Below are 14,595 nucleotides of genomic sequence, written 5' to 3' on the forward strand. Positions count from 1 at the left end.
GGCGGCTTTTGCGCCTTGATCCGGGCCGGAACGGCCCTGTTCAGGCCATCCGGCCACGGATATCCGCCATGACGCCTATAATTCACCGATGAGCAAGAAGGAAGATAACAAGAAGGACGGTGACCGCCGCATCGCGGAAAACCGTCGTGCGCGCCATGACTACTTCATCGAGGAAAGCCATGAGGCCGGCCTGATGCTGCAGGGCTGGGAGGTCAAGAGCCTCCGCGAAGGCCGTGCGCAGATCACGGAGGCCTACGTCGTCCTCAAGAACCGCGAAGCCTGGCTGATCGGCGCCCACTTCACCCCGGGCAAGCACACCTGCACCCACGAGATCGCCGACTCCACCCGCACCCGCAAGCTGCTGATGCACGAGCGCGAACTGTCAATGCTGGTCGGCAAGGTCGAGCGCGCCGGCTATACCCTGGTCCCCCTGGACCTGCACTGGACCCGCGGCCGCGCCAAGCTGCAGATTGGCTTGGCCAAGGGAAAGAAGCAGCATGACAAGCGCGCTGACCTGAAGGATCGGGACTGGCAGCGGGACAAAGAGCGCATCATGAGGAAGCGGGCCTAGTCACCGGATTGGTGCCATCCCGCCAGTCCCATGCTCCGACTTCGCCTGGGCGCTGCTTCGCGAGCGCCGTGGCTCGCGTCGCCACTGACAGCGGGACAAAGAGCGCATCAGGAGGAAGCGGGCCTGATCACCAGATTGGTGTCATCCCGCCAGTCCCATGCTCCGACTTCGCCTGGGCGCTGCTTCGCGAGCGCCGTGGCTCGCGTCGCCACTGGCAGCGCGACAAAGAGCGCATCATGAGGAAGCGGGCCTGGTCACCGGATTGGTGCCATCCCGTTAGCCCCATGAGGAGCCGCTACGCTGCTCAGCCTGCCGCAGGAAGATCGCAAGCTGGGCCGCACTGCTGATCGCAGCAATCTGATGAATGCCACCGCGAGCGGCTGTCCCCTCCGAAACGTCCCGAATCGCGGCGCGTAGCGTCGCACGGTCGACATACTTCTCTACGTCGGCCGCCCCGTCGAGGATCGATGCTTCCAGATCCTCAGCATTCAGCCGCTGCCTCAAGCGGCTCGCCACGTCGGGCCAGAAGGGGGACTTGTCCTGTCGCAAGCGTATGCGCGGAGGCAGCAGCCCCTTGGCGCCTTGCCTCATGAGCAGCCGATTCCAGGTGCCGAACTCCCGGGCTTCCAGAGGATAAGCCGCCACCGCCTGGATGATCCTGCAGTCCAGCAGGGGCATCTCGATGCGGATTCCCCAGGCGTAGCCCAGGCTGGCGAAATACTCCATTGCCTGAGCCAAGGACCCGGAGAGCGCTACGGATTCCTCGCAGGCCACGGCATTGCGAAGAGGATGGCGACTGAGCGAGTGGGAGTTTCCACGAAGCCGGCGATGCACTCCCACCCGCCTGCCGAGTGTCCGGGAGAGTGCCAGCAAGGGCTCCTGCTCCCTTGGCGCAGCACCCGCCTTTGCCAGCCCCCGGTGGAAAGCGGTGTCTCGCAACAGCGGCTTGAGCAGACCTGAGCGGCCGAATGCCAATGGACCGGCCACCAGGCCTCGCTTCTTTTCGCGCCGGTATTGGCCAACCAGGCTCCGCCATCGGAGTTGCAGGAGCAGGCGGACGGACGTCCCTGTCACTCGGCGACTGGCGAAGTGATCGCCGCCAAAACCGGTCAGCAGGGTCCGTGCTCCCGTCTCGCGGACCCCATCCAGCAAGACCTGGAAGCGGCGATGGAAGGCATCACGACAGGGCTGCCCGAGGATTTCGACAATCTTCTCGATCCCGGTCAGTGGGTCGCCGCCATCATCCGAAAGCGGCGTCCACCGCACCGCCGGATACTTGGCCAAAAAGGCCTCGATGTACCACCGCTCGTCCTGCTCCGGCCCCGTATGGCCCTCCGGCAGGACGGAGCTGAAGGCATGCATGGGCCTATCCGCAGCCATTGCTTGGGGGTAGGCCAAAGCCGTCACCGTGGAGGAGTCCAGCCCGCCAGACAGCAGGCTCGCCACGGGCCCGGCGCCACGCATGCGGCAGGCTACCGCCTCCGTCAGCAAGCCGCGGAAATGCTGGCTGCATTCCCGAGCCGTGCGCGGTATCCCCCCCGCCGGCGCCGCAAGCCTCCAGTAACGCTCGATCTGGTGATCGGCTCCGGAGGTGTCGAGTTGCATCCAGTGGCCACCCGGCAGGCGCCGGATGCCCTGGTGGATGGTTATTTCCCGATCAGAGTGGGTCAGCGTCAGGAAGTCCGCAACCCAGCGCTCATCGACCCGCAGATCGACACCCGGTAGCCGGTAGAGACCCTTGGCCTGGCTGGCGAACGCGAAATGCCGGTCCGTCAGGCTGTAATACAGGGGACGCACCCCCAGCGGATCGCGCGCAAGGAAGAGCGTCTGCCTCTCCGGATGCCAGACGGCAAAGCAGAAGTCGCCGAGCAGTTGGGCGGGTGCATCCCTACCCCAGTGCTTCCAGGCGGCCAGCACCAGATACGAATCGGGCAGGCCGGCCAGGGGCTTGTCGATCTGGAGCCGACGATGCAGGTCTGCGCGGTTGTCCAACCGACCGTCGAAGACCAGGCAGCATCCCGACTCGGGATCCAGGAGCGGCTGCCGATCCCAACCATCTTCCGCGGATACGTCAAAGGCGAGTTGCGCCAGGGCGATCTGCCCTGGCGACCAGGTATCGCAGCGGTCCCAAGGGACTTGCTGCAGCTCCGGCAGGATGTAATCGGCCAGTGCCGGGCTCGCCGCCTGCGGCTCAAAAAGCAGGACACCTGCAATCTGGCTCACGGAAGGTTCAATATCCCGGAATCATCGCTGCATCTCACGGCGTTGTCTGCAAAAGCTGCCACTGACGACCTCAGACCCTGGAATAAGCGAGGAGAATAGCGATACGCCTCGTCAGGTGCGAGGCGCGCGCCCTTCTTGATATGGGAACCCCCGCCCCCATCCATGGTCTGAGTGCTACAATCAAGGTTCACAGGGGGTGACCTGGCTTCGACGCTGGTTGGAAACCCGAAGTGCATGCCGAGGTGTCATGTCCTCGTAAATCCCGTGGCAACCAAGCTAGTTGCGAACGACTCCAACTACGCCCTCGCCGCCTAATCCCGGCGAGCGTCCGACCAGACGGTGTTGATGCCCCTGAATCGGATGTCGACTCTCATCAACTCGCAGTGAAGCCCGCCCTTGGCCGATCTGCTAAAAACCTAAGGGGATAAGCGACGGCGTTCCGTGCCCCTCCGGCAGCCGAAGACCAAAATCAATGAGAAGGCTACGCATGTAGATCCAAGGGCGGAAAGCTGACGGACAGGGGTTCGATTCCCCTCACCTCCACCAACAACAAACGCCACCGCAAGGTGGCGTTTTTATTTGTAGGCCCCGCAGGAATCGAATCCCTGTCCGGTACGGACGGGGGGCTTCGGCGGGGTTGTCGCGGAGCAAACAGTTTTGCTCCGCGCCGCCGAAGCGGGCGGGCCTCTGTGCCCGCCCCGGCCCGGAGCGCAGCGGAGGGGATTCCCTGAGCGAAGCCTTCCCGAGCCTCTGCCTGCCGGCGAACTCACTGTCAGGCCTTCCCGCCCCGCCAGCCAAAATCCCGCCACGCCGTAGGCAAACCCCGACATCGGCATGGACTGTGACGTCCGCCACAGAAGCCGTGAATCCCCCGCGCCAGAGTCCAGCCATACCCGCCATCGGCGCGGACGTCTCCCTGGGCGGGCCCTCGGCCCGCCCTCTCCCCAACCCCGCTCCCTGCGGGGTTCTTTTTTGGATCGCACAAAAAGAGCGGCCCGCGCGAGGCGGGCCAAGGGTTCCTTGGGAGAGGAGTTACTCAGAGTCTGCCGCAGGGAAATTAGTTCCCGTACCGAATGCATGACGGAATGACGTTTGGAACCGCTGAGCGGCGCCAATCATTTTATTTCTATTAATTGCATGTATATTCAATTAACGTAATATTACGGACGGAGACATATTAATTCCTATCAAGTAAGATACGTCATGCCCTTGTCCGGAGCTGCCATGTCGATCGACGCCCCCACCTCCACGCCCGTCGAGTTGCCCGCCGTCACGCGGCGGCGCCTACGCTCACTGCTGTCGGCCGAGGAGATCGCTGAACTGACGACACGCTCTGACGCGCGCGGCCTGCTGGCCATTGCGCTGTCCTGGGGGTTGATCGCGGCCAGCTTCGCCATGGTGGCGCTGTGGCCGGGCGTACTGACGGTGCTGCTCGCCCTGCCGCTGCTGGCTGGCCGGCAGCTGGCGCTGGCGATCCTCCAGCATGAGGCAGCCCACGGCACGCTGTTCCGCACGCGCCGGCTGAACGATTTCTTCGGCGACTGGTTCTGCGCGCGGCCGGTCTGGCAGAACCTGCACAAGTACCGCGCCCATCACCTCGTTCACCACACGCGTACCGGCAGTGACGAGGACCCGGACATCTCGCTGCATGCGTCCTATCCCACCACGCCGGCCTCGCTGCGCCGCAAGATGCTGCGGGACCTCTCTGGCTACACCGGCCTGAAGCTGATGCTGGGCCTGGCCCTGATGGATACGGGCGTCCTGAAATGGACGGTGGCCAATGACGTGCAGAAAATGCCGCAGCAAGGCCGGCGCTGGTGGAACTACCCGGCGGACTTCCTGCGCAATGCCAGCGGCATGCTGCTGACCAATGCGCTGCTCGCGGGCATCCTCGCCGCCAGTGGCCATGCCTGGCTGTACCTGCTATGGGTGCTGGCCTACATCACGCCGTTCCCCCTGTTCGTGCGTATCCGCTCCATCGCCGAGCACGGCATGCTGCCGCGGGTGTCGGATATGTTCCAGAACACGCGCACGACCCGGGCCCGTGCCTGGCAGCGCCTGTTCTTCGCCCCGGCCCATGTGAACTACCACCAGGAGCACCATGCCATGGCCTCGGTGCCCTTCTACCGGTTGCCGAAGCTGCATGCCCTGCTGCGGCAGCGGGGCGCGGCCAGCGAGCCGCCGCGCTACGGCGAGGTACTCAAGCTGGCCGCCGGTGCTCAGGCTCCCACCTGAATCGGCTGGGCCGGCAACGAAAAAGCCCCGCGAAAGCGGGGCTTTTTCGTGAAGCCGTGAAGCTTACTGGCAGCCGTTGGCCTGCACCGCCACCCCGGCCGGCGTGTTCGGGCACTGGTCGGCGGTATCGTTGACGCCGTCGGCATCGCTGTCTACCGCGCAATCCTTGCGGCCAGTGACCGGGTCGACCACGGTGACCACGCATTCCTGCGCCGGAGCGGAAGCGAACTTGCCCTCGGCCAGGAAGTACAGCGGAATCTGCAGGCCGACGTTGAAGCGGTAATCGATCAGGTAGTCCTCACCGGAGACCGACTTGTCGTTGAGCTGCAGCTGCGCGCGAGCTTCGGTGCGCAGGGCCAGGCCGTGCCAGGGCAGCGGGAAGAACAGGCCGCCACCGACGCTGCCGCCGAAATGCATGTGGTCGTCGCCGCCCACGTCTTCCTGGATCGCGCCCACGCCGCCGAGGACGTAGGGGGTGAACTTCGGAACGGCCTGGATGCCGCCGTTGGTGGGAGCATAGTGGTGGACCAGATCCACGAAGAATGCAGTCTGGTAGTCCTTGCCGCCATCGACATCGCGCTTGCGGCCGGCGTCGTAGAGGCTCAGTTCGATGGCGTTGTTGGTGCCCCAATCTATCGGGGTGCCGACGTTGAGCTGCAGGCCGTTGGCGCCGTCGGAATCACGGGAGCTGTCGGAGATTTCATAGCCATAGAACACACCTGCGTACGGTATGTTGTAGCCCTGGGTGGTGACCGCAAAGGCCGGTGCCGAAACCAGCATGGCCAGCACGGCAGCATTCCGCATATGCATGGACAACTCTCCCCTGTTTTGTCCCGGATCCATCCGGTGATTGTTCGACCCAAGTGGAGACGGCGGTCAAAAGCAGTCCGACCGCAACGTCTAGCAGACTGACTTTACCCCAACTTCATGACAATTCCACCGTCCGTTCCGGCCATGATGTGGAATTACCCCTGCCGCTCCCGCCGCCAGGCACTGGGGCTGCTGCCGTAGGCCCGCTTGAAGGCCTGGCTGAAAGCCGTTTCCGAGGCGTAGCCGCTGGCCTCGGCGATACGTGCGACCGGCTGGCTTCCGGAGCGCAGCTGCCAGGCCGCCAGGCGCATCCGATGCTCGGTGAGGTAGGCCAGCGGCGGCTGCCCCAGGACCTGGGTGAAGCGCTCGGCGAAGGCTGAGCGCGACAGGCAGGCCAGGTCCGCCAGCTCCGGCACGGTCCAGGCGCGCTGCGGCTCGCGGTGCATGGCCGACAGAGCCGCCGACAGAGCCTGGTCGCGCAGGGCCAGCAGCCAGTTGCCGGAGCCTTCCGGCAGGCTCTCCACGTGATGGCGCAGGAATTCCATCAGCAGGATGTCGGCGATGCGGTTGACGATGGCCTGCCGAGCCGGCCGCGGCCGGCTGAATTCGTCCGCGATGAATTCCAGCCCGGCCCGCAGCCAGACCGGCGGGCTCGCCGCCAGGGTGCGCAGGTGCAGGAGCTGCGGCAGCGCGGCCATCAGCGGACGCGCCAGTTCCACCTCGAATCGGAAGTAGCCGGACAGCAGGGTGCAGCCGACGGCCCCTTCTCCGATCCTGATCAACTCGTCCGTGGGAGCATCCAGGTCCGGCAGCATGTCCCGCGGCGGGGTGCCGGAATCCGGGTCGTCCTGTACGCGGTGGTCGATTCCACGCGGCAGCAGCACCAGATCGCCGGACTGGAGCAGCAGCGGCGCCTCGGCCTCGCGCCGCAGCCAAGCCTGGCCACCGGTAACGATATGGAAGCTCGACAGGCCCGGGGTCTCCAGCCGCATCGACCACTGAGGTGCCAGGGCGTACTGCCGGAACACGGCGCCCTTCAGGCGGATGTCGTCGAGAATCAGGCTCAGCGTATCCATGCCGGCGTTTTTAATAGGTATTCCGGAGTTCCGCGCAGGCGGCGGCGTCTAACGATGATACAGCGGCGAATGACGACTTCCCCCTGCCCGCCGCTGGTTTGACTATAGCACCGCCCCAGGCGTAGAACCCCGGGAGCGGCTCACCGCGGCCTTTCGCGGGTGGCAGGAGCTGGAGGCAGCAGATGAATACAACAACGATGGCGACGACGGGCGCCACACCCTGGGTAGACGGCAAGCGCGCCCTCTGGCTGCTGAGCCCCATGATCCCGGTACTGGGTACGCTGGCCGTGGTCCTGTACCACCTGACCGGCTACGGTGCCTGGCTCTGGGGAGGCCCGATCCTGGTCTACGTCATCATCCCGGCACTGGACCGCCTGGTGGGCGTGGACAGCAGCAACCCGCCCGAGACCGCCGTGGCGCAACTGGAGAACGACCGCTATTACCGCGCGATCGTGCTGGCCTACCTGCCGACACAGTTCCTGCTGACGGTCTGGGGCGCCTGGCTGGCCGCCACCGGCGGGCTGGCCGCCTGGGAATGGATCGGCCTGATGTTCACCGTGGGCACCATCAACGGCATCGGCATCAACACGGCTCACGAACTGGGGCACAAGACCAACAGCCTGGACCGCTGGATGGCCAAGCTGACGCTGGCGCCGGTGGCCTACGGCCACTTCTTCATCGAGCACAACAAGGGCCATCACAAGAACGTGGCGACGCCGGACGATCCGGCCAGCTCGAAGATGGGCGAGAGCTTCTGGGCCTTCCTGCCCCGCACCATGCTCGGCAGCCTGCGCTCGGCCTGGCACCTGGAGAAGGATCGCCTGGCCCGCAACGGCCAGTCCGTGTGGGGCATCCACAACGAGAACCTGCAGGCCTGGGGCATGACTGCGTTGATGTTCGGCGCCCTCACTGCCTGGCTGGGCTGGCCGGCATTGGCTTTCCTGTTGGCGCAGGCCTTCTACGGCGCCTCGCTGCTGGAGGTGATCAACTACATCGAGCATTACGGCCTGATGCGCCAGAAGCTGCCCAGCGGCCGCTACGAGCGCTGCACGCCGGCGCATTCCTGGAACAGCAACAACGTGGTGACCAACCTGTTCCTGTACCAGCTGCAGCGGCACTCGGACCATCACGCCAATCCCACGCGCCGCTTCCAGGCCCTGCGTCACTTCGACGAATCACCTCAGCTGCCGTCCGGCTACGCGTCGATGCTGATCCCGGCCTACATCCCCTGGCTGTGGTTCCGCCAGATGGATCCGCTGGTGGCGCGTCATCACAAAGGCGATCTCAGCCTAGCCAATATCTATCCGCCGAAGCGGGCCGAGCTGATGGCGCGCTGGCATCGCCAGCCGCTGGACGACGGTCACCCGGAGACCTTCCCGGGCGAGCACCCGCCGGCGGCCAGCGGCGGCGCGGCCCAGGCTGCCCGCTACCAGTGCAGCGACTGCGGTTATATCTACGACGAGGCCGCGGGCTGCCCGCACGAGGGCTTCAAGCCGGGCACGCCCTGGTCACGGATCCCGGACCACTGGCCCTGCCCGGACTGTGCCGTGCGCGAGAAGCCGGACTTCATCCCGCTGGCCTGAAAGCCAGCGCCAACGAAAAAGGGCTGCCGCTCGGCAGCCCTTTGTCGTGAAGCCCGAGGATCACTGCACTCAGTGCTTGCCCGGCGACAGCGGCGAGCCCTGTGGCTGCGCTGACTCCCGCTGGTGGGCGCGATACAGCATCAACGCCACGATGAACAGCACCGGCATGGCCATTTCCATGCCCTCCTCGAAGGCGGCGATGAACTGGTTAACCGCATACGAGAGCTCAATGTTGAAGCTCTCGCGGAGCACGTTGCTGAAGCGGTCCAGGAACTTGGAGATCGGCAACAGCAACACCGGCAGCAACAGCACCTGGCCGACCGGAGTGCGCAGGCCGCCCTGGCGGGAGAAATACTGCCAGCACAGGCGCGCGAGGTAGACGATCAGAGCCACCACGGCCAGGAACACCAAGCCGCCGACGACCTTCTGCATCACCGGCACGTCGGGGCTGACATAGAACTTGATCTTGGAGATGCTCATCACGGTGAAGGCCTTGTGCAGGTCGGCCTCACGGGCCGCGAACACGAAGGACAGCGCCGCCAGCGCCAGCATCCTGCGAGAACGGAAGTCATGGAACAGCAGCATGGCGCCCAGAGCCACCCACAGCACGATGCTCATTTCCTCGAAGGGGCCCTGCTCCGAGAACAGCGGAATGAAGACCTCGGGCGTCAGGCTGGCCGCCAGAACCACCAGGTAGCCGGCATAGATCACCAATACGGCCAGGGCGACACGCATCGCCGTGGAAAGCTTGTTCATCTTGTTCCTCAGCCGGGAGCGCAGCTCCGAGTCGATCGATTATGTCATCGTGGTGACGGGGGTTGTAATAGTGTCGCACGAAGCATCCCTAGCTTGCTAATTAACTGCCTTTTCGGCTTGCGCTGCGCTGCAGCAGACAGCTAGAATGAGAAACATTCTCAATGAATCCGGCAGTTCCAGCCGGACCAGGGAGTTTTCGTTCTTTCGCTGCTGTCCGACTGCTCGCCCGATGCTGGCTACCCTTTCCCAAGGTAATGACCGTCCGCTGAATCTCGGTGGCCTGGCCCTCGTGGTCGGCGCCCACCTGTTGGGTCTCTGGGGCATTCTGATGCTGTCGGAGATCGCACCCGAGCAGGTAGCGCCGGCACCGCTGTTCGTCAGCTTCATCACCCCTGAAGTGCCGGAACCGGTCAAGCCGCCCGAGCCGCTGCCACCGGCACCGCCGCCGCCGCTGGAAAAGCCCAAGCCCAAGCCGCTGATCACCACGCAGTCGACCGAGCCGGCGCCCCAGGCCATCCAGGCGCCGCCGGAGCCGGTGGAGCCCGAGCCGCTGCCGCCGATCCAGGCCGCGCCGCCACCGGCACCCGGTCCCGCGCCCGAGCCCGTGATCGAGCCCCCGAAGCTGGACGCAGCCTATGGCAACAGCCCTTTGCCGACGTACCCGATGCGCTCCAGGCAACTGGGCGAGGAAGGGGTTGTCGAACTGACCGTTCTGGTATCGGTGGACGGCTTGCCGAAATCCATCAGGGTAAGCAAGTCCAGCGGCTTCAGCCGCCTCGACGACGCAGCGGTCAGTGCCGTGCGGCGCTGGAAATTCAAGCCAGGCACGAAGGGCGGCAAGCCGTTCGAGCAAGTCGTCACCTTCCCGATGCCTTTCACTCTGAACAAATAAGAGTTTTTCCGGAGCCTCATGGAAACCCAGACCCTTGGTTTTGCCCACTTCATCGGCCAGTCGGACGTGGTGGGCAAGTTCCTACTGTTCGTGCTGCTGGTGATGAGCATCGCGTCCTGGTACCTGATCGTCGTCAAGTCGATTCGCGGCCACCTCGAGCGCAAGCGCAGCAAGGCCTTCCTCGACTTCTTCTGGAACGCCAAGAGCCTCGATCAGGTGCACGATGCCGTCGCCGCGCATCGTGCCGATGAGCCGTTCTCGCACCTCGCGCACCATGCCATCACCGCGCGCGATCACCATGCCCGCTTCGGCGCCAGCCGCCTCGAGGAAGCCGGCACCGCCTCGGAGTTCCTGACCCGCACGATCCGCAAGGTCATCGACGAGGAAACCACCAAGATGGAGTCCGGCCTCAGCGTGCTGGCCTCGGTGGGTTCCACCGCCCCCTTTGTCGGCCTGTTCGGCACGGTATGGGGCGTGTACCACGCCCTGGTCAGCATCGCCATGTCCGGCGCGGGCACCCTGGACAAGGTCGCCGGCCCTGTGGGCGAAGCCCTGATCATGACCGGCGTCGGCCTGGCCGTGGCCATCCCCGCGGTGCTGGGCTACAACTACCTGGTCCGCAGCAACCGCGTGGTGCTCGGCGCCCTCGACGCCTTCGCCCACGACCTGTACGCCTTCCTCACCACCGGCCAGCAGGTCGCCGGTGGCGGCAATGTCGTGAAGCTGAAGACCGGAGCGTAAGGCCATGGCGTTCGGCGGTTTCGAACAGAAGGGCAACACCACGCCGATGGCGGAGATCAACATGGTCCCGTTGATCGACGTCATGCTGGTGCTGCTGGTGATCTTCATCATCACGGCGCCGCTGCTGACGCACTCGGTGAAGATCGACCTGCCCCGCACCACCGCGGACTCCACGCCGCCTCCGCCCAATAAGATCGAGTTCTCGATCGACCAGGCTGGCGCGCTGTACTGGAACGGCGAGCCGGTGGACAAGGCCGTGGCAGTGGCACGCATGGTGGAAGCCGGCCAGCAGCAGCCACAGCCGGAACTGCACCTGCGCGCCGACCGCGAGACCAGGTACCAGATCATCGCCGAGGTCATGGCGGAGGCCGCAAAGGCCGGGCTGGGCAAGATCGGTTTCGTGTCGGACCCCAACGTGGATGGCGCCGCGGCGGCGCCCTGAAACAGGGCTGAGGTAGCCCTACTGCATCCCTGCTGTCAAACTGTGCCGGACCCTGCGTCCGGCACAGTCTTTTTTGAATCCTGGAAACAAGCCGGGAAGCCTCTGCGCCACCCCTAACAGCCGGCAGCCCGTCATGTGGATCACCGATACCTCGGTCAAGCGTCCAGTCCTCGCCACGGTCATCAACCTGCTGCTGTTAGTCTTCGGCCTGTTCGGCCTGACCTCGACCTCGGTCCGTGAATACCCGGACATCGATCCGCCCATCGTCTCCATCAGCACGACCTATGCCGGCGCCTCGGCCGCGGTGGTCGAGACCCAGATCACCCAGCTGATCGAGGACCGCGTCGCCGGCATCGAGGGCATCAAGACGGTCACTTCGTCCTCGCGCGACGGCCGCTCGCAGATCAACGTGGAGTTCGAGTTGTCGCGCAACATCGACGACGCGGCCAACGACGTGCGCGACCGCGTGTCGAGCATTGTCGGGCGCCTGCCCGACCAGGTGGACCCGCCGGAAATCGCCAAGGCCGACGCGGACTCCAGCCCGATCATCTGGTTCGTGCTCACCTCGGACCGCATGGATACGCTGCAGCTCACCGACTATGCCGAACGCTACCTGGTGGACCGGTTCTCCACCATCGACGGTGTCTCGCAGGTGCGCTACGGCGGCGATCGCCGCTACGCCATGCGGGTCTGGCTCGATCGCGGCCGGCTGGCGGCGCGGGGGCTGACCGCCGAGGACATCGAGAACGCGCTGCGCCAGCAGAACATCGAGCGGCCGGCAGGACGCATCGAGTCGGCCGAGCGCGAGTTCGGCCTACGCACGGCACGCCCCTTCCGCAGCGCGGAGGACTTCAACAACCTGGTGATTGCGCGTGGAGCCGATGGCTTCCCTGTGCGCCTCTCCGATGTCGCCACGGTGGAGCTTGGGCCGCAGAATCCGCGCGGCGCCTTCCGCGCCAACGGTGCCGGGGCCCTGGGCATCGGCATCGTCAAGACCTCGACCGCCAACACGCTGACCGTCGCCCAGCAGGCCAAGCAGATGCTGCAGGAGATCGGGCCGGACCTGCCCGAGGGCATGAAGCTGGAGGTCAACTACGACACCTCTTCATTCATCGAGGCCTCGCTGCGCGAGGTCGAGCTGACCCTGGTCTACGCGGCGCTGTTCGTGATCGTGGTGATCTTCCTGTTCCTGGGCAATGCCCGCGCTACGCTGATCCCCGCCATCACCGTGCCGATTTCCTTGCTGGCCTCGTTCATCTTCCTGCATGCCTTTGGCTTCTCGATCAACATCCTGACGCTGCTGGCGCTGGTGCTGGCCATCGGCCTGGTGGTGGACGATGCCATCGTCATGGTGGAGAACATCCATCGCCGCATCGAGCTGGGCGAATCGCCGCTGCTGGCGTCCTACCGCGGTGCCCGCGAGGTGGGGTTCGCCATCGTCGCGGTCACCGCCGTGCTGGTGGCGGTGTTCGTGCCGATCGGCTTCCTCGAAGGCAATATCGGCCGCTTGTTCCGCGAATTCGCACTGGCGCTCGCCGGCAGCGTGATCTGTTCCGCAGTCGTGGCGCTGACGCTTTCGCCGGCACTGAGCGCCGCGCTGCTGCGCAAGAACGACCACGGAGGCCCCATGGGACAGGCCATCGAGAGCGGCTTCGAGCGCCTGTCGCAGGCCTACGGCCGCACACTCGGCGGCTTCGTGCGGCGGCCGGTATTCGCGTGGGTAGCACTGGCGGCGCTGGGCCTGGGTACCTGGGGCCTGTTCCACGTCATCCCGCAGGAGTTCGCTCCCAGCGAGGACCGTGGCGGCTTCCTGATCCAGGTTACCGCGCCCGAGGGCGCCAGCCTGGCGTATACCAGCCGCGAGATGGAACGCATCGAGGCCCTGATCACCCCGCGCATCGGCCAGGGTGAGGTCGAGCGCGTAATGCTGCGCATCCCCGCCGTCGGCGGCGGCAACGACGACGTCAACAACGGCAACCTGTCGCTGTCGCTGGTCGACTGGAAGTCGCGCGAGCGCAGTTCCGCGGAGATCGGCGAGGAGTACAGCAAGGCGCTGCGTGACCTGCCCGGCGTGCGCGCGGTGGTCAACCAGCGTGCCGGCTTCGGCCAGCGCGGCGGCGCCAGCCAGCCGGTGCAGGTCGTGCTGGGCGGCAACGACTACGGCGAGCTGGCCGAATGGCGCGACCGCATCCTGAGCCGCGCCGGCGAGAATCCGGGCCTGCAGCGCCTGGACTCCGACTACAAGGAGACCAAGCCGCAGATCGAGCTGGATATGGACCTGGGCCGCGCCGGTGATCGTGGCGTGTCGGTGTCGGCCATCGCGACCGCGCTGGAAACCTTCATGGGCGGCCGCGTCGTGACCCGCTTCGAGCAGAACGGCGAGGAGTACGACATCGTCCTTCAGGCACCGGACGAACAGAGACGCGATCCGCAGGACCTGTCGGACATTTACGTGCGCTCGCAGACCGACGGCAGCCTGGTGCCCCTTACCTCCCTGGTGGCCCTGAAGGAAAAGGCCGCGGCCGCCACCTACAACCGCGTGGATCGCCTGCGCTCGATCACCATCAGCGCCAGCCTCGCGCCCGGCTATACGCTGGGCCAGGCGCTGGCCTACATGGAGGACATCATCCGCGAGGAACTGCCGCAGCAGGTCCGGCTGAGCTACAAGGGCGAGTCTCGCGATTTCAAGGAGTCCAGCAGCGCCCTGCTGTTCACTTTCGGCATGGCCCTGCTGATCGTCTACCTGGCGCTGGCGGCGCAGTTCGAGAGTTTCGTCCATCCGCTGGTAATCATGACCACGGTGCCGCTGGCGGTCTTCGGCGCGCTGGGCGCGCTGTGGGCGCTGGGCATCACACTCAACGTCTACGCGCAGATCGGCATCGTCATGCTGATCGGCCTGGCGGCCAAGAACGGCATCCTGATCGTGGAGTTCGCCAACCAGCAGCGTGACGCCGGCCGGGACTTCGAGGAGGCCCTGATGGAGGCCAGCCGCATCCGCCTGCGTCCCATCCTGATGACCTCGGTCGCCACCATGGCCGGCGCGGTTCCGCTGATCTTCTCAACGGGTGCCGGCCATGAGGCTCGCGCCATCCTGGGTATCGTGATCCTCTTCGGCGTGCTGTTCTCCACGGTGCTGACGCTGTACGTGGTGCCGGCCTTCTACTCCGCCCTGTGCCGCGCCACCGGCTCGCCCGGCCGCCATGCAGCGCGGCTGGCCCAGGAAGAGTCGGGCAACCCGGAGCCTCCCCAGTCCTGAGGAGCGGACG

At 65.6% G+C, this 14,595-nt stretch carries 11 protein-coding genes and 1 other RNA gene; 8 read left to right on the top strand and 4 right to left on the bottom strand.

Annotation, left to right across the window (positions count from 1 at the left end; translation table 11 throughout):
* Positions 1-88 precede the first annotated feature (88 nt).
* Positions 89-571 (top strand): SsrA-binding protein SmpB, encoded by a 483-nt coding sequence (smpB, locus tag QT386_RS15740; RefSeq protein WP_289274695.1) that lies wholly within the window; start codon positions 89-91, stop codon positions 569-571.
* Positions 572-847: 276 nt separating this feature from the next.
* Here the strand turns inward: smpB and QT386_RS15745 are convergent, their stop codons facing one another.
* Positions 848-2,794, bottom strand: coding sequence for an asparagine synthetase B (locus QT386_RS15745; protein ID WP_289274696.1), 1,947 nt, complete (start codon positions 2,792-2,794; stop codon positions 848-850).
* Positions 2,795-2,986: 192 nt separating this feature from the next.
* Here QT386_RS15745 and ssrA point away from each other — a divergent pair.
* Positions 2,987-3,340, top strand: a transfer-messenger RNA (tmRNA) gene (gene ssrA, locus QT386_RS15750).
* 678 nt (positions 3,341-4,018) lie between these two features.
* Positions 4,019-5,029, top strand: coding sequence for a fatty acid desaturase family protein (locus QT386_RS15755; protein WP_289274697.1), 1,011 nt, complete (start codon positions 4,019-4,021; stop codon positions 5,027-5,029).
* Between the two features lie 63 nt (positions 5,030-5,092).
* Here QT386_RS15755 and QT386_RS15760 read toward each other — a convergent pair whose 3' ends face one another.
* Together QT386_RS15760 and QT386_RS15765 are read right to left on the bottom strand one after the other, a co-directional pair.
* Positions 5,093-5,839 carry an outer membrane beta-barrel protein gene (locus QT386_RS15760; RefSeq protein ID WP_289274698.1) on the bottom strand — a complete coding sequence of 249 codons (747 nt, stop codon included), beginning with the start codon at positions 5,837-5,839 and terminating at the stop codon, positions 5,093-5,095.
* A 155-nt stretch (positions 5,840-5,994) separates the two neighbouring features.
* Positions 5,995-6,915: an AraC family transcriptional regulator gene (locus QT386_RS15765; protein ID WP_289274699.1), complete on the bottom strand. Its 921-nt coding sequence runs from the start codon at positions 6,913-6,915 to the stop codon at positions 5,995-5,997.
* 182 nt (positions 6,916-7,097) lie between these two features.
* On the opposite strand from QT386_RS15765, the gene QT386_RS23495 reads away from it, so the two are divergent.
* Positions 7,098-8,498, top strand: a complete 1,401-nt coding sequence (locus QT386_RS23495; protein WP_367401452.1) for a fatty acid desaturase — start codon at positions 7,098-7,100, stop codon at positions 8,496-8,498.
* Positions 8,499-8,567: 69 nt separating this feature from the next.
* Here the strand turns inward: QT386_RS23495 and QT386_RS15780 are convergent, their stop codons facing one another.
* Entirely contained in the window at positions 8,568-9,254 is a 687-nt protein-coding gene (locus QT386_RS15780) for a hypothetical protein (RefSeq protein ID WP_289274700.1), read from the bottom strand.
* Positions 9,255-9,399: 145 nt separating this feature from the next.
* On the opposite strand from QT386_RS15780, the gene QT386_RS15785 reads away from it, so the two are divergent.
* From QT386_RS15785 to QT386_RS15800, 4 genes are all read left to right on the top strand, one after another.
* Positions 9,400-10,146, top strand: coding sequence for an energy transducer TonB (locus QT386_RS15785; protein WP_289274701.1), 747 nt, complete (start codon positions 9,400-9,402; stop codon positions 10,144-10,146).
* Positions 10,147-10,164: 18 nt separating this feature from the next.
* On the top strand, positions 10,165-10,887 hold the full coding sequence (locus QT386_RS15790) for a MotA/TolQ/ExbB proton channel family protein (protein ID WP_289274702.1): 723 nt from the start codon (positions 10,165-10,167) through the stop codon (positions 10,885-10,887).
* A 4-nt stretch (positions 10,888-10,891) separates the two neighbouring features.
* Positions 10,892-11,329 (top strand): biopolymer transporter ExbD, encoded by a 438-nt coding sequence (locus QT386_RS15795; RefSeq protein ID WP_289274703.1) that lies wholly within the window; start codon positions 10,892-10,894, stop codon positions 11,327-11,329.
* Between the two features lie 133 nt (positions 11,330-11,462).
* A complete protein-coding gene (locus QT386_RS15800) occupies positions 11,463-14,585 on the top strand; it encodes an efflux RND transporter permease subunit (RefSeq protein ID WP_289274704.1) in 3,123 nt (1,040 codons plus the stop codon).
* The last annotated feature ends 10 nt before the right edge of the window (positions 14,586-14,595 follow it).

The organism is Solimonas sp. SE-A11 (assembly GCF_030345715.1).
Lineage (GTDB): Bacteria > Pseudomonadota > Gammaproteobacteria > Nevskiales > Nevskiaceae > Solimonas_A.